Origin of the sequence: Bradyrhizobium sp. AUGA SZCCT0182 (assembly GCF_018130185.1) — a bacterium.
Taxonomy (GTDB): domain Bacteria; phylum Pseudomonadota; class Alphaproteobacteria; order Rhizobiales; family Xanthobacteraceae; genus Bradyrhizobium.
This window is the reverse complement of record NZ_JAFCLY010000007.1, coordinates 203,622-224,624: the sequence shown is the minus strand read 5'-3', so window position 1 is coordinate 224,624 and position 21,003 is coordinate 203,622. Positions and strand designations below refer to the sequence as shown.

General features: G+C 62.8%; 18 protein-coding genes. 10 read left to right on the top strand and 8 right to left on the bottom strand.

Annotated features, from left to right (window positions below; all coding sequences use genetic code 11):
- The first annotated feature begins 95 nt into the window (after positions 1 to 95).
- The 8 genes from JQ611_RS11015 to JQ611_RS10980 all read left to right on the top strand — a co-directional run bounded on the left by JQ611_RS11015 (position 96) and on the right by JQ611_RS10980 (position 6,743).
- On the top strand, positions 96 to 509 hold the full coding sequence (locus JQ611_RS11015; RefSeq protein ID WP_212036865.1) for a hypothetical protein: 414 nt from the start codon (positions 96 to 98) through the stop codon (positions 507 to 509).
- Complete coding sequence (locus JQ611_RS11010) at positions 509 to 1,363, top strand: alpha/beta fold hydrolase (RefSeq protein WP_212465437.1); 855 nt, start codon at positions 509 to 511, stop codon at positions 1,361 to 1,363. Before JQ611_RS11015 ends, JQ611_RS11010 begins: the two co-directional genes overlap by 1 nt.
- Before the next feature lie 20 nt (positions 1,364 to 1,383).
- Positions 1,384 to 2,295 carry an amino acid ABC transporter substrate-binding protein gene (locus tag JQ611_RS11005; protein WP_212262952.1) on the top strand — a complete coding sequence of 304 codons (912 nt, stop codon included), beginning with the start codon at positions 1,384 to 1,386 and terminating at the stop codon, positions 2,293 to 2,295.
- A gap of 80 nt (positions 2,296 to 2,375) precedes the next feature.
- On the top strand, positions 2,376 to 3,107 hold the full coding sequence (locus tag JQ611_RS11000) for an amino acid ABC transporter permease (RefSeq protein WP_212262951.1): 732 nt from the start codon (positions 2,376 to 2,378) through the stop codon (positions 3,105 to 3,107).
- 4 nt (positions 3,108 to 3,111) lie between these two features.
- The gene (locus JQ611_RS10995) at positions 3,112 to 3,804 is read left to right on the top strand and encodes an amino acid ABC transporter permease (protein WP_212262950.1); all 693 of its coding nucleotides are present in this window, start codon (positions 3,112 to 3,114) and stop codon (positions 3,802 to 3,804) included.
- A gap of 9 nt (positions 3,805 to 3,813) precedes the next feature.
- The gene (locus JQ611_RS10990; protein WP_212262949.1) at positions 3,814 to 4,545 is read left to right on the top strand and encodes an amino acid ABC transporter ATP-binding protein; all 732 of its coding nucleotides are present in this window, start codon (positions 3,814 to 3,816) and stop codon (positions 4,543 to 4,545) included.
- A 180-nt stretch (positions 4,546 to 4,725) separates the two neighbouring features.
- Positions 4,726 to 5,583 carry a D-amino-acid transaminase gene (locus JQ611_RS10985; protein WP_212262948.1) on the top strand — a complete coding sequence of 286 codons (858 nt, stop codon included), beginning with the start codon at positions 4,726 to 4,728 and terminating at the stop codon, positions 5,581 to 5,583.
- 176 nt (positions 5,584 to 5,759) lie between these two features.
- Positions 5,760 to 6,743, top strand: a complete 984-nt coding sequence (locus JQ611_RS10980) for a tripartite tricarboxylate transporter substrate binding protein (protein WP_212465436.1) — start codon at positions 5,760 to 5,762, stop codon at positions 6,741 to 6,743.
- An 8-nt stretch (positions 6,744 to 6,751) separates the two neighbouring features.
- Here the strand turns inward: JQ611_RS10980 and JQ611_RS10975 are convergent, their stop codons facing one another.
- The 3 genes from JQ611_RS10975 to JQ611_RS10965 are packed head-to-tail and all read right to left on the bottom strand — an operon-like array spanning position 6,752 to position 10,004.
- Complete coding sequence (locus JQ611_RS10975) at positions 6,752 to 7,537, bottom strand: fumarylacetoacetate hydrolase family protein (protein WP_212465435.1); 786 nt, start codon at positions 7,535 to 7,537, stop codon at positions 6,752 to 6,754.
- 15 nt (positions 7,538 to 7,552) lie between these two features.
- Positions 7,553 to 8,920: an LLM class flavin-dependent oxidoreductase gene (locus JQ611_RS10970; protein WP_212389165.1), complete on the bottom strand. Its 1,368-nt coding sequence runs from the start codon at positions 8,918 to 8,920 to the stop codon at positions 7,553 to 7,555.
- Between the two features lie 31 nt (positions 8,921 to 8,951).
- Entirely contained in the window at positions 8,952 to 10,004 is a 1,053-nt protein-coding gene (locus JQ611_RS10965; RefSeq protein ID WP_212465434.1) for an Ldh family oxidoreductase, read from the bottom strand.
- 380 nt (positions 10,005 to 10,384) lie between these two features.
- On the opposite strand from JQ611_RS10965, the gene JQ611_RS10960 reads away from it, so the two are divergent.
- A complete protein-coding gene (locus JQ611_RS10960) occupies positions 10,385 to 14,488 on the top strand; it encodes a GAF domain-containing protein (RefSeq protein ID WP_212465433.1) in 4,104 nt (1,367 codons plus the stop codon).
- On the opposite strand, the gene JQ611_RS10955 is transcribed toward JQ611_RS10960, so the two are convergent.
- Positions 14,462 to 14,803: a hypothetical protein gene (locus tag JQ611_RS10955; protein WP_212465432.1), complete on the bottom strand. Its 342-nt coding sequence runs from the start codon at positions 14,801 to 14,803 to the stop codon at positions 14,462 to 14,464. The genes JQ611_RS10960 and JQ611_RS10955 overlap by 27 nt on opposite strands.
- A gap of 317 nt (positions 14,804 to 15,120) precedes the next feature.
- Between JQ611_RS10955 and JQ611_RS10950 the strand changes: the two genes are divergently transcribed.
- Positions 15,121 to 16,071, top strand: coding sequence for a DUF6492 family protein (locus JQ611_RS10950; RefSeq protein WP_312010982.1), 951 nt, complete (start codon positions 15,121 to 15,123; stop codon positions 16,069 to 16,071).
- 77 nt (positions 16,072 to 16,148) lie between these two features.
- On the opposite strand, the gene JQ611_RS10945 is transcribed toward JQ611_RS10950, so the two are convergent.
- The 4 genes from JQ611_RS10945 to JQ611_RS10930 all read right to left on the bottom strand — a co-directional run bounded on the left by JQ611_RS10945 (position 16,149) and on the right by JQ611_RS10930 (position 20,929).
- Positions 16,149 to 16,616, bottom strand: coding sequence for a cupin domain-containing protein (locus tag JQ611_RS10945; RefSeq protein WP_249133072.1), 468 nt, complete (start codon positions 16,614 to 16,616; stop codon positions 16,149 to 16,151).
- 185 nt (positions 16,617 to 16,801) lie between these two features.
- Positions 16,802 to 17,812 carry a UDP-glucose 4-epimerase GalE gene (gene galE, locus JQ611_RS10940; protein WP_212262940.1) on the bottom strand — a complete coding sequence of 337 codons (1,011 nt, stop codon included), beginning with the start codon at positions 17,810 to 17,812 and terminating at the stop codon, positions 16,802 to 16,804.
- Positions 17,812 to 18,633, bottom strand: a complete 822-nt coding sequence (locus JQ611_RS10935) for a WecB/TagA/CpsF family glycosyltransferase (RefSeq protein WP_212262939.1) — start codon at positions 18,631 to 18,633, stop codon at positions 17,812 to 17,814. The genes galE and JQ611_RS10935 overlap by 1 nt, the downstream gene beginning before the upstream one ends.
- Positions 18,626 to 20,929, bottom strand: a complete 2,304-nt coding sequence (locus JQ611_RS10930; protein ID WP_212262938.1) for an exopolysaccharide transport family protein — start codon at positions 20,927 to 20,929, stop codon at positions 18,626 to 18,628. The genes JQ611_RS10935 and JQ611_RS10930 overlap by 8 nt, the downstream gene beginning before the upstream one ends.
- Positions 20,930 to 21,003: the final 74 nt, after the last annotated feature.

The following is a 21,003-nucleotide window of genomic DNA, read 5'->3' as shown; positions in this document are numbered from 1 at the left end:
GGCCTAGGCTTTCAGGCCATCATAGGTCCGGTCGGACGGGGTGGTTCCGTTCAGTTTGCCAATGTGGGCATTGCAGGGAATCCTGCCTGGAGCGCATGAGTTCAGCTTCGAACGCAACCGACGCCGCGGTTATCAAGGCATTCGCCGCAATCCCAGCGCTTCTCGAACAGACGCCGGCGCTGATCGTTCGCGGCCGGTTTCTCGATTGCGAATGCCTGCTCGGGCCGACCGGCCATCCCTTTCACGCCTCGATCCGTGCCGGCCGGATCGTCGATCTGACGCCGGCGCCGGTGCTGATGCGGTCGTGGCGGTTTTCCTATCGCGCCTCGCCTGCGGCCTGGGCGGCGTACTGGCAATCCGAGCCGCGGCCGGGCTGGCATGATCTGCTCGCCCTGACCAAGCGTGGCGAAGCGGCCCTTGAGGGCGATCTGCATCCCTTCATGGCGCATCTGCAGTATTTCAAGGATGTGCTGGCCTTGCCGCGGCACCATTTCGCGGTGGCTGCCTGATGAGCGGTTACGTCGAGCCGATGATCGGCCGCTATGTCCATGTCGACATCGGCGGCGAACTGCATCGGGTCTATTTCGAGGAAAACGGCGCCGGCATTCCGCTGGTGTGCCTGCACACCGCGGGCTCCGATGCGCGGCAATGGCGGCATCTGCTCGCCGATGAGGAGTTCGCGAAGAATTTTCGGATCATCGCCTTCGATATGCCCTGGCATGGGAAATCGAATCCGCCGGCGAGCTGGAATGGGGACGAGTACCAGCTCACCACCGCGCGCTACACAGAGACTATCCGCGCCTTCTGCAAGGCGCTGCGGCTGGAAAAGCCCGTGGTGATGGGCTGCTCGATCGGCGGCCGCATCGTGCTCAACCTTGCGATCGACCACGCCGCCGAATTCCGTGCGCTGATCGGGCTGGAGGCGGCGAATTTCCAGGCGCCGTGGTATGACACCACATGGCTCAACCGCCCCGACGTCCATGGCGGCGAGGTCTGCGCAGCCTTGGTGTCGGGTCTCATTGCCCCGCAGAGCCCGCAAGCCTCGCGAGCCGAAACGCTATGGGGTTACAAGCAGGGCGGTCCGGGGATTTTCAAGGGCGATCTTTATTTTTATCGGGTCGATGGCGACTTGCGCGGCCGGGTGGAGAGGATCGATACTAAAGTATGCCCGCTGTTTCTGCTCACGGGCGAGTATGATTTCTCCTGTACGCCGGAAGACACGACGAGGACTGCTGCCGCTATCGGGGGCGCCAGTGTTACGATAATGGAGCAGCTTGGTCATTTTCCGATGAGCGAGAACCCCGAACAGTTTCGCCGCTACATTTCGCCGGTGCTCGGCGAAATCCTCGAACGATCGACGTAAACCACACAAGGAGTACAAGTATGAACCGCAATTACATGATTGGCTACGCGCTGGCCGGCGCGTTGTGCGCCACGCCGGCGATGGCGCAGGAACTCACCGGAACGTTGAAGAACATCAAGGATACCGGGGCCATCACGCTCGGCTTCCGGGATTCGTCGATTCCCTTCTCCTATCTCGATGACAGCCAGAAGCCGGTCGGCTACGCCATGGACATCTGCTACAAGATCGTCGATGCCGTGAAGAAGGAGCTCAAGCTCGACAAGCTCGAGGTCAAGCTCAATCCGGTGACGTCGTCGACCCGGATTCCGCTGCTGGCCAACGGCACCATCGATCTGGAATGCGGCTCGACCACCAACAACGCCGAACGCCAGAAGCAGATCGCCTACACCAACACCCACTTCCTGACCGCGAGCCGCTACGTCTCGAAGAAGTCGAGCAAGATCAACTCGATCGACGATCTGAAGGGCAAAGCGGTGGTTTCGACATCGGGCACCACCAACATCAAGCAGCTGACCGAAGCCAATGCGGAGAAAAAGCTCGGCGCCAACATCATTCCGGCCAAGGACCACGCCGAAGCCTTCCTGATGGTCGAGACCGACCGCGCGGTGGCGTTCGTGATGGACGATATCCTGCTGGCGAGCCTGGTTGCCGGCTCGAAGGCGCCGGATGACTACGTGATCTCCAAGGACGCGTTCTCCAAGCCGGAGCCCTATGGCATCATGCTGCGCAAGGACGACCCGGCCTTCAAGAAGGTGGTCGATGCCGCCACGTCAGCGCTCTATACGGGCGGCGAGGGCCAGAAGATCTACGACAAATGGTTCACCCAGAAGATCCCGCCCAAGGGCTTGAACCTGAACTCGCCGATCAGCGCGGAGCTGAAGAACCAGTACGCCAAGCCGTCTGACTCGCCGGATCCGGACGCCTACAAATAAGCAAATAGATGCTTCTGCCCATGCAATGGCCCAACCATTGCATGGGTACGTTTCGGTGACGCAGCGGACGGTAGGCCTTCGTGAATTATAATTGGAACTGGAGCATCTTCTTCGAGCCGGCCCCGGGCGGGACTGGCACCTATTTCCATATGCTGCTCTCGGGACTGTGGCTTACCATCCAGACCGGAATCTTCGCCTGGATCATCGCGCTGATATTCGGCTCTGTCATCGGCGTGTTGCGGACGCTGCCGTCGAAGACCGCTTACTGGATCGGCTTCGCCTGGGTCGAATTCTTCCGCAACATGCCGCTTCTGGTGCAGCTGTTCCTGTGGTTCTTCGTGCTGCCCGAATTGCTGCCACGCAGCTGGGGGCTGTGGCTGAAACAGATGCCCAATGCGCCGTTCTATACCGCGGCGATCGGGATCGGTTTGTTCATGTCGGCGCGCGTCGCCGTGCAATTGGGCGCCGGCATCGCCTCGCTGCCGCGCGGGCAAAAGCAGGCCGCGACCGCGCTCGGACTGACGACGTTGCAGGGTTATCGCTACGTGCTGCTGCCGATTGCGTTCCGAATCATCATGCCGCCGCTGACCTCGGAGTTCCTCAACACCATCAAGAACACGGCGGTCGCGATCACCATCGGCCTGATCGAACTGACCGGCCAGGCGCGGTCGATGCAGGAATTCTCGTTCCAGGTGTTCGAGGCTTTCACCGCCGCGACCGTGATGTATCTGCTGATCAACATCGTCGTCGTCACCGGCATGCGCTTCCTCGAACGCAGCCTGGCGATCCCCGGCTACATCACGGGGAAATAGCCGCATGTTCGCCAATTTCGATTTCGACGTCATCCGCCGTTCGCTCGGCTACCTGTTTCTCGACGGCATGGCGTTTACGCTGACGCTGACCGGGCTCTCTGCGCTCGGCGGGATCATTTTCGGCACGCTGATCGCGCTGATGCGGCTGTCCGGTTTCAAAGTGCTCGGCCGGATCGCCGGGCTTTACGTCGACTTCATGCGGTCGCTGCCGCTGGTGCTGGTGATCTTCTGGTTCTATTTCCTGGTGCCTTATGTCGGGCAATGGCTGACCGGCGCGTCGCGCCCGATCAGTGTCGGCGCCTTCACCTCCGCGCTCGTCACCTTCATCATGTTCGAGGCGGCGTATTTTTCCGAGATCATGCGCGCCGGCATCCAGTCGATCTCCAAGGGCCAGCCTGCCGCGGCCAATGCGCTCGGCATGACCTACGCCCAGACCATGCGCTACGTCGTGCTGCCGCAGGCGTTCCGCAACATGTTGCCGGTGCTGCTGACCCAGACCATCGTGCTGTTCCAGGACACTTCGCTGGTCTACGTGCTGTCGATGCCGGATTTCCTCGGCGCGGCGAGCAAGGTTGCGCAGCGCGACGGCAGGCTGGTCGAGATGTACCTGTTCGCGGCGGTGGTCTATTTCACGATTTCCTGCGCCGCCTCGTTCGCCGTCCGGCGCCTGCAGGCGCGCATCAGTATTGTCCGTTAGGGAACGCGCATGATCGAAATCAATCACGTCAATAAATGGTACGGGCCGACCTTCCAGGCGTTGAAGGATTGCACGACCAAGGTCGCCAAGGGCGAAGTGGTTGTCGTGTGCGGTCCGTCAGGTTCGGGCAAGTCGACGTTGATCAAATGCGTCAACGCGCTGGAGCCGATCCAGGAAGGCGAGATCATCCTCGACGGCATCAAGGTCAATGATCCCAAGACCGACCTGCCGAAGCTGCGTGCCCGCGTCGGCATGGTGTTCCAGCATTTTGAACTGTTCCCGCATCTGAGGATCATCGAGAATCTGTGTCTGGGGCAGGAGAAGGTACTGGGCCGGTCCCATGACGAGGCGATGGCCAAGGGCGCCAAGCTGCTCGACCGCGTCGGATTGAAGGTTCATGCCAACAAATACCCGGCCGAATTGTCAGGCGGACAGCAGCAGCGTGTGGCGATTGCACGCGCGCTGGCGATGGATCCGATCGCCATGCTGTTCGATGAACCGACCTCGGCGCTCGATCCCGAAATGATCAGCGAAGTGCTGGACGTGATGGTCGATCTGGCCCGCGAGGGCATGACCATGATGGTCGTGACCCACGAAATGGGCTTTGCCCGAAAGGTGGCGCATCGCGTTATCTTCATGGACCAGGGCGAGATCGTCGAGGATGCGCTGAAAGACGACTTCTTCGGCAAGCCGCGCAGCGACCGCGCGCAGAAATTCTTGTCGAAGATTCTGTCGCATTAGCCGCCACCGTCATTCCGGGGCACGCCGTTTGGCGCGAGCCCGGAATCCATACTCTCGATCGTGGTTATGGATTCCGGGCTCGTGCTTCGCACGCCCCGGAATGACGCTGAGGGTTTATCGGCACTAACAATTTGCGTATATGAGTCCCCAACACCCCTTCGCGCCCTCAGGAGACTTCGCTTGGAACAGATCGCTTACGTCAACGGTTCATTCGTGCCCATGGCCGACGCCAAGGTGTCGATTCTCGACCGCGGCTTCCTGTTCGCCGACGGCATCTATGAGGTCGCCGCCGTGCTGGACGGCAAGCTGATCGACAATGCCTCGCATCTGGCGCGGCTGGAGCGTTCGGTCGGCGAGATCGAGCTGGCGTTGCCAGAGACCATCGAACGGATTCAGGAAATCCAGAAGGAACTGGTGGCGCGCAACAATCTCGTCAACGGCATGGTCTATCTGGAAGTGACGCGCGGCGCCGACACCGGCCGTGATTTTGCGTTTCCAAAGGGCGTCAAGCCGACGCTGGTCATGTTTACCTCCGTCAAGGACATCATCAACGCACCGTCGGCCAAGACGGGGATTGCCGTCATCACCGTGCCCGATCTGCGCTGGACCCGCCGCGACATCAAGAGCGTGGCGCTGCTGGCGCAAGTGCTGGCAAAGCAGGCCGCAGCCGTGGCCGGCGCCGGCGAGGCCTGGATGATCGAGGACGGCAAGGTCACCGAGGGCGGCTCGTCCTCGGCCTTCATCCTGACGCAGGACGACGTGCTGGTGACGCGGCAGAACGGCAGCGAGATCTTGCCGGGCTGCACCCGCAAGGCGGTGGTCAAGCTGGCCGAAGAACGCCAGCTCCGGATCGAGGAGCGCGCGTTTACGGTGGAAGAGGCGCTGGCCGCGAAGGAAGCCTTCATCACCAGCGCCACCGTGTTCGTGCAGGCGGTGGTATCGATCGACGGCAAGAAAGTCGCGACCGGCAAGCCCGGCCCGATGACCGATCGCCTGCGCGAAATCTATGTCGAGTTCGCCAAGGCGACCGCGGTTTAACTGATTGTCATTGCCGGGCTCGACCCGGCAATGCATCCTTTCGAAAGGCTCATTCTAGACGGAGGCGCGGGTCCCAACCCGCGCATGAGAAAAGGGGCGATGAAATCGCGGCGTTCCCCTTCACCAGGCGAATAGCGCGGACGGTCCGGATAGGCCAACCTTTGGCGGACTCAGACATGCAAATTCGACGCGCCACGAAGAATCTCGTGATCCTGTTCGGGTTCGTAGCGTGCGTCGTGCTTGCAAGCCCGCCCGCCTTCGCCGCCTATCCCGACCGCATCATCAGGATCGTGGTGCCGTTCGCACCGGGCGGCGGCACCGACGTGATTGCGCGGACGCTGGCGCAGGAGATGGCCAGGGATCTCGGCGCCTCCATCATCATCGAGAACAAGCCCGGGGCGGGCACCATCATCGGCACGCAGTCGGTCGCGGCCAGCGCGCCTGACGGTTACACGCTATTGATGGGCACCTTTGCTAACGCGGTCAATCCAAGCCTGAACGCGAAGCTGCCTTACGATGCGCATAAGGATTTTGCGGCAGTTGCGTTGATCGCGCGTTCCTTCAACCTCGTCGTGGTCAATCCGGCGTCGCCGATCAAATCGATTGCCGACCTGATTGCGGTGGCCAGGGCCGAGCCCGATAAATTGTCGTACGGCACCTATGGCACCGGCACCTCGGCGCATCTGGCCGGCGAATTGTTCAAGCACATGGCCAAGGTCAACCTGACCACCGTGCCGTACAAGGGCGCGGCACCCGCGATCACCGACCTGCTCGGCGGACAGATCCAGGTGATCTTCACCACGGTCGCCAGCGCCGCCTCGCTGGTCGCGGCCGGCCAGTTGCGCGCGATCGCGGTGACGTCGGCCGAGCGCTCGCCGGCCTTCCCGGAATTGCCGACGGTGTCGGAGGCCGGTGTTCCCGGTTACGCGGCCGAAGCCTGGTACGGCCTGTACGCGCCCGCCAAAACGCCGCCAGAGGTCATCGACCTCCTGAACAAGTCGGCCGCCAAGGCCGTCCAGTCAGAGGCGTTCAAGAAGCTCGGCGTCAACGAAGGCCTCGTGATGGTGGCAGAGCCGCCCGAAGCACTCGACCGCTATTTCAGCGTCGAGGAGGCGCGCTGGCGCAAGGTGATCCAGGACGCCGGGATCAAGATCGAATAGTAGGCATCCTACCGCTTCTCCGCCACGAACTTGTTGCGCAGGGTGCCGATGCCGGTGATGTCAATCTCGACCACGTCGCCGGCCTTCAGATCCGGCGAGGCGCCGTCGGTGCCCATCCAGATCACGTCGCCCGGCCACAGCGTGAAATATTTCGTCAGCTCGACGATGAACGGCACAATGCCGAAGATCATCTCGTTGGTGCGGAAGCGGCCGGTCTCCTTGCCGTTGACCCGGATCGCGGTTTCCATCCGGTCGAGATCGACATCGGTCTCGATCCAGGGGCCCATCGGCTTGAAGGTGTCGGCATTCTTGGAGCGCCACAGCGAGCGATCGGCCTTCTGCCAGGTGCGTTCGCTCACGTCGTTGCCGATGGTGTAGCCAAACACGCAGGACATCGCGTTGGCTTCGGTCAGGTGTTTTGCCTTCTTGCCGATGACGACGACGAGTTCGCCTTCGTAATGGATTTTCTCGGTCGCAGTCGCCGGGATCACCACATCCTCGTCATGCGCGATCAGCGCGTTCTGCGCGCGGTAGCCGATCTCGGGACGGTCCGGCACGTTCGGAACCGTGCCGGCCTTGTCGGCGGCTTCCTTGAGATGCTTCAGATAGTTCAGGCCGACGCAATAAAAGGTGCGCGGGATCAGCGGCAATTCGATCTTCACGTCCTTGAGCGCATGGGATTGCGCACCGCGCTGCCATTCGCCGAAGGGATCGCCGCTGACTGACATGACCTTGTCACCCTCGACGAGGCCCCAGGATGTGTTGCCGGCGGCGGTGAATTTGAGCCAACGCATGAAGTGTCCTTTGCTTTATTCGGCTGCGGCCTGCGGCTTGGCCTTCCAGGCGCCGGCGGCGGTGCGCGGCAGGCCTAGATTCTCGCGCAAGGTCTTGCCGGCATAATCCTTGTGAAACAGGCCGCGGCGCTGCAATTCCGGCACGACATGCTTGACGAAGTCGGCGTAGGAGCCGGGCACGATGGTGGCGGCGATGACAAAGCCGTCGCAGCCGCGCTCGACGAACATCTCCTCTAGCTTGTCCGAAATTTCCTTCGGGCCGCCGACGATTGCGTCCTGCACCTGGCCGCGGCCGGAGAAGGTGACGAAGTCGCGCGCGCTGGGATTGGTCTTGCCTGAATTCTTGAGCACGCCGTCGCGAATGCCCAGGATGCCCTGCATGCTCTTGAGCTCTTCTGTTGTCAGGGGTTCGTCGAGCGGCTTGGAGGCGAAGTCGTAGTTCAGCGCCTCCGCGAGCAGCGACAGCGCATCGATCTGCAGCGGCAGCTTGTTGATGACAGCCATCTTGTCCTCGGCCTCGCTCCTGGTCGCGCCGCAGACGGGTGTGGTGAGGTTGCAGAGGAACATCTGGTCGGGATCGCGGCCGGCTTTCGCGGCTTCGTTGCGGACCGCCGCATAGCCCTCCTTGGCGGCGGCCACGTTGCGCGCGGCGGTGAAAATCACCTCGCCCCATCGCCCCGCAAAGCGCTGGCCGCGGCCGGAGGCGCCGGCCTGGATGATGACGGGATGGCCTTGCGCCGAACGCGGCACGGTGAACGGCCCGCGCGACTTGAAGAATTGGCCCTTGTGGTCGAGCCGCCTGACCTTTGCCGGATCGGCAAAGCGGCCGCTCTTCTTGTCCATGATCAGCGAGCCGTCTTCCCAGGTGTCCCAATGACCGAGCACGACCTCCATGAACTCGTCGGCGCGGTCGTAGCGGTAGTCATGTTCGAGATGGGCATCCTTGCCCATGTTGTGGGCCTCGCCGTCATTGAGCGAGGTGACGACGTTCCACCCCGCGCGTCCGCCTGTCATCAAATCGAGCGTGGCGAAGCGGCGGGCGACGTCGAAGGGCTCGAAATAGGTGGTCGAGCAGGTCGAGGCCAACCCAAGTTTCTCGGTTACCATGCCCATCGTGGTCAGCACCACGATCGGGTCCATCTTCACGCAGCGGATGCCGTATTCGACGGTGTGGGCGTGGTCATTGCCGTAGCGGTCGGGCATCGCCAGCCGGTCGTCGAAGAACGCCATATGGAATTTGCCGGCTTCGAGGATCCGGGCGATCTCCTGGTAGTAGTCGGCCGACATCGAATCGTCGCGCGATTCCGGGTGCCGCCAGGAACTCGGCAGATTGGTGCAGTTCTGCGCCTGCAGGAAGCCGACCATCGCCATCTGCCGTGTCATATCATTCTCCCTGTATCGGCCAAGCGCGGCTTCATGTCAGATCGAGTTCGGCTGCGAGCTTGTAGTCGCCGGCCAGCGCGCGCAGTTTTTCCCAGGTGGCATCCTCGATTTCGATGCCGGAAAGCTTGCGCTGCTGTTCGCGGATATATTCGACCTCGCCGGGATAGAACACGCCGGTGGAGCCTTCGGATGGCGGCGTCTCTTTCAGATAGCGCGCAAACTCGGCGACTTCCTTCTTGAAATCCTTCAGCGGCCGGAACGCCGCGACGTTGAACACCGCCATGAAGCATCCGTCATTGTGGCGGCCGGTCGGCTCGACACCGAAACCAAGTCCGGTCAGAAGCCCGCACAGCACCTCGACCATCGCGGCAAGGCCGCTGCCCTTGTAACCCTCGCTGCCGCCGAGCGGCAGCAGGGCGCCGCCCTTCTTGTACTCCCCGGGATCGGTGGTGTGCCGTCCCTCGGCATCGACGATCCATCCCTTCGGGATTTCCTCGTTGCGCGACACGGCCAGCGCAATCTTGCCCGCGGCGACGGCCGAGGTCGCCATGTCAAGATAAAACGGTGCGTCGAGATCGGAGGGAACGGCAATCGAGATCGGGTTGGTTCCGAGCCGTGCCTCGCGGCCGCCGAACGGCGCCACGATCTTCGGCGAGCGGCCGGAGTCGGCGGTCGCAATGCCGATCATGCCCTCCTGCATCGCCATCAATGGATAGGCGGCGAGCCGACCGACATGGCTCTGGCGAAACACCGTGCAGGCCGCGACGTTGGCGGTCTTCGCCTTCTCGATGGTCAGCGCCATCGCCTTGGCGTTGACGTGAAACCCAAAACCCCAATGGCCGTCGATCACGGTGGTGGTCGGCGATTCCTGCACGATGGTCCACTTCGCCCCGGGCACGATATGGCCGGCCTTGACGCGGTCGATATAGGTCGGGATCGCGATGATGCCATGGGAATCGTGGCCGGCGAGGTTGGCGTTGACGCAGCCGACGGCGACCGCTTTGGCTTCCTCATCCGATGCGCCGGCAGCCCTGAGCAGTGCCGCGCCGATGCGTGTGAGACGGTCGGCTTGTACGATCGGCATGGGTTTCCTCGTCGAATGCCCGCGAGCAGCGGGTCTTGCTTGTTGTTGTCGAAGCATGGTCTCAAAGCGGTGGCGGGAGAGCAAGGGCAGAATATCCGTACCGGGCATGCCCGTGAGGCGGGCTCGCGCGGTTCGGATTTCATCTGACGAAAATTGGCTACCGCGCCGCCCAGGCCCTTGGCCGCCGGAGGCACCGCCGCTGCCATGGCTGATAAATCGTGAACGGACCGTAGTTCTTCGGAGGACGGCCTTGCGATGTTGGGCAGGTATTTACTCTGAATCGCAACTTCCGGCCGCCAATAACGACCATTTAGGCCTCTCCCGCGCATAAAATTCCGTGGGGCAGCAGGCCCTTATTGTCTGCTGGGAGCTCGAGAGCCGTGAAGACCAGTATCGCGCGTACATTTGCGGCGTTGAATGCCACCAACGAAGCGATCCTGTACGCGAAATCGCCGGAAGAACTGTACGAAAAGGTCTGTGAAGCCGCTTTCTCCAGCGGAGACTTCCTGGCGACCGCCGTCTTTTTGCTGGACCACGATACCAATCTGCTTCGGTTTGCGGCCGGCTTCGGCGAAGACACCGCAAGGCTGCGGGCCATCGACATTTCGATCCTGGCTGATACCCCGGAGGGCTCGGGGGTTTGCGGGCAGGCTTTCCGCGATCAGAAGCTGTGCATCAGCAACGATTACCTCAACGACGCGCATTCGCTGGCCTGGCGCCAGGGTGCCGCTGCCGGACAGGTCGGCGCGGCCGCGGGGTTGCCGCTGACCTGCAACGGCCGCAGCATCGGCGTCTTCCTCGTCACGCGGCGCGAAGTCGGGTCGATCGACGCCCCGGTCGTCGCATTGCTCGAACGCATGTCGGCGAACATTTCATTCGCCCTCGACAATTTCGATCATGAAGCTGCGCGCAAGGATGGCGAGCGGACGATGCGGCGGTTGAATCGCATGTTCGGCGCCATCAGCGCGACCAACGAAGCGATTCTTCGCGCCAAGACCGAACAGGAGCTTTATCAGCGCGTTTGCGATGCCGCCGTTTACAGCGGAAAGTCGGTCGCGACGGTGGTCCTGCTGTCAGAGCCGGATTCGATCTGGCTGAAGCCTGCGGCCGGCAGCGGCGAGAGCCTCGATCTGCTGACCCGGACACGCTTCTCGATCGATGCAGACAATGACTACGGCAAGGGGGTTGCCGGTCAGGCGTTCCGGACGCAACGGCTTTGCGTCAACCACGACATCTCGCAGGGTGGCCCGTGGCAGCAGGCCGGACGTGAGGCCGGCGTCGTTGCCTGCGTCGCCGTGCCCCTGATCAAGGCGGGACAAAGCGTCGGCGTCGTGATGTTCTTTGTCGGCATGGCATGGGCGGCGGATGAGGAGATCATCGCGCTGCTGGCGCGGATCGGGGAAAACGTCTCGTTCGCCCTCGAAAATTTTGAACGCGCCAACGCCAAGGCGAAAGCCGACGAACAGAAGGAGCGGTTGACGCGGATGTTCGCGGCGCTCAGCGCGACCAATGAAGCGATCATGCGGGCCCGGTCGCGCACCGAGATGTTCGAACTGGTATGCGCTGCCGCAGCACAGGGGGGCCGCTTCAATTCGACCAGCATCCTCCTCGTCAGGTCAGACAGTGATTCCTTCAACATGGTTGCCTCGGCCGGGCCGACGGCGGAAAACGCCCGCCGTCTGCAGGTCTCGATCAGCGCGGCAGTTCCGGAAGGCCGCGGGGTTTGCGGGACGGCGTTCCGTTCCGGGCAGGCCTGCATCAACAACGATTTCCTGGCAGGCCCGCGAAACAATGCGTTCGATCAGGTGATTGACAACGACGGCGCAAGGTCAGGCGCCGCATTTCCGCTGCTGGTCGAGGCGCGGATCGTCGGCGTGATGCTGTTCATTTCCTCCCAGGCGGACACGTTTACCGCGGAGTTTGCCGAGCTGTTGCAACGGCTGGCCGACAATGTGTCTTTTGCGCTCGAAAGTTTCGATCGCGCCGACGAGAAGGCGAAGACCGAGCGCCAGAAGGAGAGCCTGACACGCATGCTCGCCGCGCTCAGCGCGACCAATGAGGCGATCGTTCGGGCGGGATCACGCGACGAACTGTATCAACTGGTTTGCGAGGCGGCGGCGACCGGCGGCGGGTTCACCTCCACTACCATCGCGCTGGCAAAGCCCGGCAGCGATTTCATGGAAATCGTGGCCGGCGCGGGTCCGACCGGCCAGAGCGCGCGGCAGGTCACCCTGTCTATCAATGAAGCGCATCCGGAAGGCCGCGGTGTTTGCGGGATAACGTTCCGCTCGGGCCAGGCCTGTATCTTCAACGACTATCTTACCGATCCGCGCGCCGCGGTATTTCACGCCAAGGCCCGCGAACTCGGCTCCAGATCAGCCGCCGGCTTTCCGCTCTTCGTGCGCGGGCAGGTGGTAGGCGTCATGCTCTACGTCTCCTTGCAAAGGGATGCGTTCACGCCTGAATTCACCGAACTCCTGCAACGGCTCGCCGACAACGTGTCGTTCTCGCTCGAGACGTTCGAGCGCGCCGACGAGAAGGCGAAGACCGAGGAGCAGAAAGAACGTCTGACGCGCATGCTGGCGGCACTCAGCGCGACCAATGAAGCCATCGTGCGGGCAAGTTCGCGCAACGAGTTGTTCGATCTGGTGTGCCAGGCCACCGCAAACGGCGGCAAGTTTACCGCCACTTCCATCGCGCTGACGAGAACCGACAGCGATTATCTGGACATTGTCGCGGCCGCCGGACCGACCGCCGCCAGTTCGCGCGAGGTGCGGGTGTCCGCCAATAAGGCCCATCCGGAAGGACGCGGGTCCACCGGCATGGCGATTCGCTCGGGCAAGCCCTGCATCATCAACGACTACCTTGCCGACCCGCGTAGCCAGGTGTTCCATGCGCGCGCCCGCAGGGATGGGACCCGTGCGAGCGCAGCCTACCCGCTGCTGGTGCGGGGGCGGGTCGTTGGCGTCATGATCTTCGTTGCGATCGAGAAGGATACGTTCACGCCGGAATTCTCCGAACTGCTGCAGCGGCTCATCGACAACGTATCGCTGGCGCTGGAGAATTTTGACCGCGCCGACGAAAAGATGCGGGCGGACGAGCGGATCGAATATCTGGCCTCGCATGACAGCCTGACCAACCTTCCGAACCGCGAGATGTTCAACGGCATGCTGCGCCGGACGATCGATGCCGCGGAACGCTATCAGCGGTCGTTTGCGGTGCTGTTCATCGATCTCGACCGGTTCAAGGTCATCAACGACTCGCTGGGCCATGACGCCGGTGACATGCTGCTGGTGGAAATCGGAGGCAGGCTGCGTGGCGCGTTGCGTTCGAGCGACGTGGTGGCGCGGCTCGGCGGCGACGAATTCGTCGTGATCCTGGAAGAGGCCGCCGAACCGCACGAGGTCGAACGCATCGCCGGCGGTCTTTTGTCCGTGTTGAGCCAGCCCTTGCAGCTCAGCGGGCATGAGTGCCACACCACGGCCTCGATCGGCATCGCGATGTATCCGTCTGACGGCGCCGACATGCAGACGCTGACCAAGAACGCCGACATGGCGATGTATCTTGCCAAGGAGGACGGCAAGAACAGCTTCCGCTTCTTCACCAGGGAGATCAAGGCGCAGTCGATCGAGCGTCTGACGCTGGAGAGCGCCCTGCGCCGCGCGCTGGAGCGCGACCAGTTTTCGCTGCACTACCAGCCGAAGGTCGATATGGCGAGCGGTCAGATCACCGGCGTCGAGGCGCTGTTGCGCTGGAACCATCCCGAACTCGGCCTGGTATCGCCGGGGCAATTCATTCCGCTGGCGGAAGAGACCGGGCTGATCGTGCCGATCGGCCGCTGGGTGCTGACGGAAGCCTGTGCGCAGAACATGGCCTGGCAACGCCGCGGCCTGCGGCCGGTGACGATGGCCGTCAACCTGTCGCCGCGACAGTTCGCCGACGCCAATTTGTTGCATGATGTCGACGAGGCGTTGCTGGCAAGCGGTATGTCGCCGGTGCTGCTGCAACTCGAAGTCACGGAAAGCATGGTGATGCGCAACGTGTCGCGGGCGATCAAGGTGCTCGACGCGATCCAGAACCGCGGCATCCGGCTTGCAATCGACGATTTTGGCACCGGCTATTCGTCGATGTCGCTGATGAAGCAATTCCCGATCGACACCATCAAGATCGACCGTTCCTTCGTCCGCGATCTGCCCGTTGATTCAGAGGACCAGGCCATCACACAGGCGATCATCAGCATGGGCAAGGCGTTGGGGATGACCGTCATCGCCGAGGGCGTCGAGACCGTCGAGCAGCAGACGTTCCTGCGCAATCATGCCTGCGATGAGATGCAAGGCTTCCTGTTCAGCAAACCGCTGCCGCCGCGGCAGATGGCGGATATGCTTCGGACCGAGCCGCTGCTGGCCTCGCCGCCGCTGCAACCCGACACCGGCGATGCGCGTGAATCGGCTTCGCCTTCAGGGTTGGAAAGCGCTGTCGTCTGACGGCTGCGCATGCAAATCGCGCACGTCCGAATCCGTGGACCTCACCTTGCGCGAAAAGTCATAAGGCCAGGGCTGGATGACCTGGCCAGCGAGGGAATGGAACAGGACGCCCGCGCCGTCGGCGTAAGTCGCGCCATCGGGCAAACCCAATCTGGCGCTCCAATGCGCCGGTAGCGTCAGGGCGATATCCCGTACCTCGACCGCCGGTCCCCACCACCAGGCCGGAGCGGGCGGCCGGTCATCCTCGGCGAGCGCCCGCCACCGCCCAAATTCGACGACAACGCGCTCAAACTGCAGTTTTGCCGCCGGATGCATCGGAACTTCCCTTGTCCTGGCGATGATATCCGCATCTGTGGCCGGCGCAATGCGCGCCGGTTAACCATTCAATAACCATACCTTCACATGGGCATGGCCCCGCCGGAAATCAGGCATCGTTTTCACGAAATTGACCGTTGAAATATCGCAGGCGTTCCACGCTTTTTTCTTTTGAAATCCGGAGTCAGCCTAATCAGTCGCTGTTTATCTTAACGGCGAAGCGTTGTTTGAAGCGCTAGAGCGATCATCTATTATATCAATCTAGTCGGGATCGATCTCTATCGCCGGACCCACAGTACATCATGACAGGAAGTGGCGTGCTCAAAAACGTGGCCTTGATGACCCCGACCTATCGCGGCGACCTCGAGCGTTTCGAATTGCTGTGCGAGAGCATCGATCGGTTCGTCAGCGGATACGAACGGCATTACGTTATCGTCAATGACGATGACGTGCCGTACTTCGCCCGGTTCGAGAATAGCCGTCGCACCGTGCTGCCGAGTTCGCACTTCTTGCCGTCCTGGCTGCGGGCGTTGCCGCCGTTTGTCTCGCGCTCGGGGCGCAGGACGTGGTGGTCGTTCCGGTCGGGTCCGCTCCACGGCTGGCATATCCAGCAGCTTCTCAAGATCGCGGGCGCCCTGCACTTGCCCCATCAGCGCTATTGCATCGTCGATTCCGATAACACGTTCTTTCGTCCGTTCGATGTGGCCGCCTATGCCGGCGCGGATTTAACCCCGCTCTATGTCGACCGTCTGGCGATTCCGGCGGATAAGCCGTTGCATCCTGTCTGGGTCCGAAACAGTGATCGCCTTTTGGGCGGCAGCAACACGGCGTTTCCCGCCGATGACTATATCGGCAACGTGCTTGTCTGGGACAAGTCGACTTTGCGCGACATGACTGCCACGATCGAAGCCGTCACTGGAATGCCCTGGGCGGTGGCGCTCGGCAAGGCGCGCTCGTTTTCCGAATACATCCTCTATGGGTACTTTGTGAACCAGTCGCCGACCCACAGGGCGACGCACCGGCTGACCACGCAAAGCCTCGCGACGTCCTACTGGGAACCGGATCAATTGGACGAAAAGGCCGTGATCGCCATGGTCGACAGCTCACCGCCCGAGGTCGTAGCACTCTGCATCGAGTCGTTCTCGGCAACCCCGGTATCGCTCATCCGCAAGGTCGCGGGTTTGTCGAACAACGACGCGCCGTTGCAACCGCAAGGTCCCGCTTCGGCGCAAGGCGCGAATGCGGCCATGACCAGGGAAGCCGTCTGAGGCCGTCGCTTCCGCTTAGAACGCCGGACACGTCCGCGAACGAAATTAGTCGCCGGAATAGATTTGCAGCACTGCGGCTATTTCTCTTCCGCTCCAGTCGAGGTCGCCGGACCTTCGCCCATGATCAGGAGAACGGCATCTTCGTCCTTGGCGCCGTCCCAATGCACTTGCTTGGCAAAATGCGTGACGAAACTTCCGGCCGGCATCGGCGTCGTGTTGGCGGGATCGAATTTCGGGCCTGAACCGACCCACCAGGTACCCTGCAGCACGACGATGTAGCGGTCGTTGGGATGGAAATGCGGGCGGCTGAAATGATTGCCCTTGGTCCATTTGTTGTAGACCACATAGAAGCCCGGCTTGCTCGGATCGCCAACGACGACGGCACTTTGCGCGCCCGCGGCGTTGACCGGGCCCCACGGAATCTGGTCCGGCAATTTGTAAGTGACGGCGGCGGGATTGAGTTCAGCCGCGGAGGAGATGCTGAGCATCCCGGCGAGAGCAAGGGGCGTCACGAGGTATCGCCAGAACCGGTTGGTCGCCGTCATGGTTTGCTCCCTTTTGTCATGCGTGAGCTGAAATGCGCTCATCTGTGTTGTCGTGGATGCTAGCCGGTCTCGTTCCCACGGGGCAAGCCGCGTGCCCGCATGCGTGACAGGCGAGAGACGATAATCGCGGGCGTACAGGGCCGCAGGAACAATGCGGCTTAGACCGGTCGCACGTCCGTGCTTACTCACCCGTTTTTGAGCGGGTGAGCTTTCTTGTGCCAGGCCCAGGCGGTGCGGATGATGGTCGGAAGGTCCGAATAAGCAGGGCGGAAGTGCAGCGTTTCGTGCGCGGCGGAAGCGTCCGCGACCAGATAGGTCGGGTCGCCGGCGCGGCGTGGCTTGACGACGTGTGGCATTTCGCGCCCGGTCTCGCTCGCGATCGCCGCGAGGATCTCCCGCACCGAAAAACCCTTGCCGGTGCCGAGATTGAAGACGCCGCCGGAATGCCCTTCGAGCAAGAGCGTCAGCGCCAGCACATGGGCGGCGGCAAGGTCGGTGACATGGATGTAGTCGCGGATCGCGGTGCCGTCCGGCGTCGCGTAATCGTCGCCGAATACCGCGAAGTCCGGCACGTGTCCCTGCAGCGCCATCATCGCGCGGGGAATGAGATGGGTTTCCACCTCGCGCTGCTCGCCGATGCCGCCGGCGGGGTCGGCGCCGCTGGCGTTGAAATAGCGCAGCGCGAACGAGCCGAGCCCGTAAGCCCCGCGATAATCTGAAAGCACGCGCTCGATCATCCATTTCGAGGCGCCATAGGGATTGATCGGCGCGCAGGGATAGTTTTCGGGCAGCGCCTTGCTGTCGGCATTGCCATAGACCGCGCCGGTCGACGAGAACACCAGGCGGCTGCAGCCGGCCTCGCGCATCGCATCCAGCAGCGCCAGCGTGCCGGCGAGGTTGTTGACGTAGTATTTCTGTGGGTCGACCACGGATTCGCCGACCAGGCTGGACGCGGCGAAATGCATGACTGCGACGATGTCGTGCTCGGCGAAGGCGCGCGCCAGCGTGGCCTTGTCGGCGATGTCGCCGGTAACCAGCGCGCCTGCGACGAAGTTGTGGTGGCCGGTCGAAAAATTGTCGTAGCAAACGGGAAGATAACCGGCCGCATCAAGCGCCCGGCAGCAATGCGAGCCGATGTAGCCCGCGCCGCCCGTGACCAGGATGGCCGGACGATCGCTCGTCAGACCGGCGCCCATCAATCCCGGGTCCGTTCGGTGGCCGAAGGCCGGCTCTTGTTGAACAGCAGATAGAGCGCGCGCGGATTGGTGGTGAAATAGCGCCAGAACAGCCGGCGCGGTTCCAGCCAGATGCGCCAGGCCCATTCGAGCCCTGTCGCCTGCATCCAATACGGTGCGCGGGCCCGGCTGCCCGACAGGAAGTTGAACAGTCCGCCAGAGGTCTTGATCACGCCGACCTTGAACAGGCGCGAGGTGTATTCCTCGACAAAGGCCTGCTCATAGGGAACGCCAAGCGCGAGCCAGAGGTAATCGGGCGCCAGCGCGTTGATTTCGTCGAGCTTGGCCCGCAGCGCGTCGCCGCGGAGGAAGCCGTGCGAATGTCCGATGATCTTCAGGTCCGGATAGAGCTTGCGAACGTTGGCGACGGCAGCGGCGTTCTCCGCCTCATCGGCGCCGAACATGTAGAAGGTCAATCCGGCCGCCTGCGCCTTGCGGGCGACGACGTGGAACAGATCGGTGGTCGCCACGCGCTCGGGGAGCGGCGTCGGCGATTTCAACCGGGACACCGTCACTAGCGGCTGGCCGTCGGCATTGATCAGGTCGGCGGAGCGAAACAGCCGGTCGGTCATCGGTTCGGTGGAGCAGCGCGCCAGCACTTCGCCATTGGCCGAGGTCAGATAGAGCGGGCGAGCGAGCCGGCGTTGCGGGAACACCATCTCGATCATGAAGTCCGCGGTCTGCTCGAGGTCGAGCACGGCAAGCCGCAGCCCGCCCAGTGTGATTCGGGGAACGCCGGCAGTAGCGGCTCTCCCGAGGGGGTTTAAGCGACGCTCACGCATACTGTTTGTCTCGCTGACGGTTGACGGCCGTGGGGTTGAGTTCGTTGATGACGACACCGACCAGCTTGCGCTCGGTCTCGCCGAGCGCGGTGATGATGTCTTCCATGCTCTCGTTGATGTCGAGCTTGACCGGCAGGATCGCGACCAGCCCATCGGTGGCGTCGAACAGTGCGTGGTCGGCCGGGCTCCACGGCATGGCGGGCCCGTCGAGGACCACCAGATCGTAGTCGCCGCCGATGCGCGCCTGCGCAATCGCCTTGCGGATGGTGTCGCTTGCCTTGATATCCGAGGCCTTGAGGGCCGGCAGGATCGAAATTCCGTTCGCGCTCTTGATGGCGCGCGCAGCCTTGGCGCCAATATTGAGCCAGCCGAGACGGCCGGTCTCTTCCTTGCCGAGGTGGGCCACCTTGTTCGACAGTGTATAGGTCTTTTGATCGGCGTCGATCAGCAGCACCCTGGCGCCATCGCGGGCGGCCGAGAGCGCGACGTTGAGCGCGGCAATGCTGCGGTCCTCGCCATTGCCGGCGCCGATCACGGCCATGACGGGCGCGGTGTCCTTGGCCGCGCGCGTCGCCATTGCGGTCCGAATTTCGCGCATGCTGTTGAGGAACGTCATCAGCGGGAAACCGGCGCGCAGCGTCGGCCAGCCGAGGCGGGTGACATCGAGGGTGCCGCCCGTCGCCAGGATTCCGCCGAGGGTGCGCACCACGTCCGATTCCTGCAGGCGGGTGATCGACGGCTTCGCGATCAGGCTGACGGCGGGCTGCGGGGTGGCAGACGGTTGCCTCGTGGCCGCGGCAAGCGTCCGATTTCCCGTGGCGGACGAGGCCGATGTCCTGACCGGCGTGTTGGGTCGAACCGGGGTGGCGCCAGGCGTCAACCGCTCGACGGCGATGATCCAGGCGGCCGAGGCGAGCCCGCCCAGCATAAAGCCGATTATGGCGAACAAGGCCATCCCCGGCGGGAAAGTACGCCGCTGCGGCACGGTGGCATCGCCGATGATGCGGGCGCTCGAGGTGTTCAGGGTTTCCTGCTCCTCGGTCTCGCGCGAGCGCTTGAGGAACGACTGGTAGACGTCGCGGCTGGCTTCCACGTCGCGTTCGAGCTCGCGCAACCGGACCGCGGCCTGACTCATCTGGACGCTCTGGCGCTTCTGGGTTTCGAGCGCCTTGTTCAGGGAAGCTTCGTAATCCCGGGCGCGGGTCAGGTCATTCTTCGCCGCCTGCAGAAAGCGATCGGTTTCCTCGCCGATGGTCCGGCGCAGATCCTCGACCTGCTTCTCCATCTGGCGCAAGGCGGGATGACGCGGCCCCAACTCGCTCTGCAATTCGGCCTGGCGCTTCCTGGCTTCGGCATATTGCGAACGCAGATTGGCGATGGTTGGCGATTGCAGCGCCTCGGGAATGGCGCCGGCGTCCGCCGATGTCTTGCGGCTGGCGGCGATCTGATCGTGTTTGGCCTGCGCGTCGAGCGTCAGCGCCCGCGCCGCGGCAAGCCGCTGGTTGCTGGCGGAGAGCTGCTGATCGCTGATCAGCGTGTCCTGCGTGCCGACGAAGTTGTTCTGCGCCTTGTAGACCGCGAGCGTGTTCTCGGCGTTGCGAAGCCGTTCCTGCAATTCCGTCAGCCGGCTGGAAAGGTCGCTGGTGGCGCGACGGACCCTCGCGGCCTGCGATTGCGTGGATTCGGTCAAATAGGCCTTGGCGATCGCATTTGAGAGCATCGCCGCCTTTACCGGGTCGATCGACCAGACGTCGATGTCGACGATGAAGGTTTTGTCGGTCTTTTTCACATTGATGTGGCGGATCAGGTTTTCCAGCGCCGCCATTTCAACGAGCTTGCGCTGTTCGGCGGTCGGACGCAGATCGATCCCGAACAGGCCGAGCAGCGTTCCGAACAGGCTCTTGCCGTCGCCGCCGCCGAACTCAGGGTCCTTCTCGAGATGGGTCTCGCGGATCACCTGCAACAGCACATTGTTCGAGGTGATCACGCGCCCCTGGCTCTCGACCACCATCGCAAGGCCGGAAAGGTCCGGGGCGCGCGGCGTGAGTTCGCGATCGACCAGCTGCAATTCGCGGGGATCGACGTAGAGCTGGGCCGTTGCGGTATATTTCGGTGTCAGGCTCTTGCCGATCGCCACGGCGATGCAGGCGCAGAGCAGCGCCGCCGAGGCGATCGCGATCTTCCGCCGCCACAGCAGTTGAACCAGATCGAGCACGCTGAAGCCACCCAATGCCGGCGTTGCGGCGGGCCGCGGGTCAAGCTTGGCCTGGTTTATCGGCTCGTCATAGATAAGCATCGACCCCAGCTTCCATTCCAACTGCCGCACACATCGGCTGAGGGGTTACTCTTCGCCTTACGCCACGCGCGCCA

Excerpts from the sequence above, each read along its gene's own strand:
- JQ611_RS10965 (WP_212465434.1), bottom strand. The coding sequence starts at position 10,004 with ATGCCGATCGTACAAGCCGACCGTCTCACACGCATCGGCGCGGCACTG.
- JQ611_RS11005 (WP_212262952.1), top strand. The coding sequence starts at position 1,384 with ATGAACCGCAATTACATGATTGGCTACGCGCTGGCCGGCGCGTTGTGC.
- JQ611_RS11010 (WP_212465437.1), top strand. The coding sequence starts at position 509 with ATGAGCGGTTACGTCGAGCCGATGATCGGCCGCTATGTCCATGTCGAC.
- JQ611_RS10930 (WP_212262938.1), bottom strand. The coding sequence starts at position 20,929 with ATGCTTATCTATGACGAGCCGATAAACCAGGCCAAGCTTGACCCGCGG.
- JQ611_RS10975 (WP_212465435.1), bottom strand. The coding sequence starts at position 7,537 with ATGCGTTGGCTCAAATTCACCGCCGCCGGCAACACATCCTGGGGCCTC.
- JQ611_RS10970 (WP_212389165.1), bottom strand. The coding sequence starts at position 8,920 with ATGACACGGCAGATGGCGATGGTCGGCTTCCTGCAGGCGCAGAACTGC.
- JQ611_RS10935 (WP_212262939.1), bottom strand. The coding sequence starts at position 18,633 with ATGCGTGAGCGTCGCTTAAACCCCCTCGGGAGAGCCGCTACTGCCGGC.
- JQ611_RS10980 (WP_212465436.1), top strand. The coding sequence starts at position 5,760 with ATGCAAATTCGACGCGCCACGAAGAATCTCGTGATCCTGTTCGGGTTC.
- JQ611_RS10995 (WP_212262950.1), top strand. The coding sequence starts at position 3,112 with ATGTTCGCCAATTTCGATTTCGACGTCATCCGCCGTTCGCTCGGCTAC.
- JQ611_RS10955 (WP_212465432.1), bottom strand. The coding sequence starts at position 14,803 with ATGCATCCGGCGGCAAAACTGCAGTTTGAGCGCGTTGTCGTCGAATTT.
- JQ611_RS11015 (WP_212036865.1), top strand. The coding sequence starts at position 96 with ATGAGTTCAGCTTCGAACGCAACCGACGCCGCGGTTATCAAGGCATTC.
- JQ611_RS10945 (WP_249133072.1), bottom strand. The coding sequence starts at position 16,616 with ATGACGGCGACCAACCGGTTCTGGCGATACCTCGTGACGCCCCTTGCT.
- galE (WP_212262940.1), bottom strand. The coding sequence starts at position 17,812 with ATGGGCGCCGGTCTGACGAGCGATCGTCCGGCCATCCTGGTCACGGGC.
- JQ611_RS10990 (WP_212262949.1), top strand. The coding sequence starts at position 3,814 with ATGATCGAAATCAATCACGTCAATAAATGGTACGGGCCGACCTTCCAG.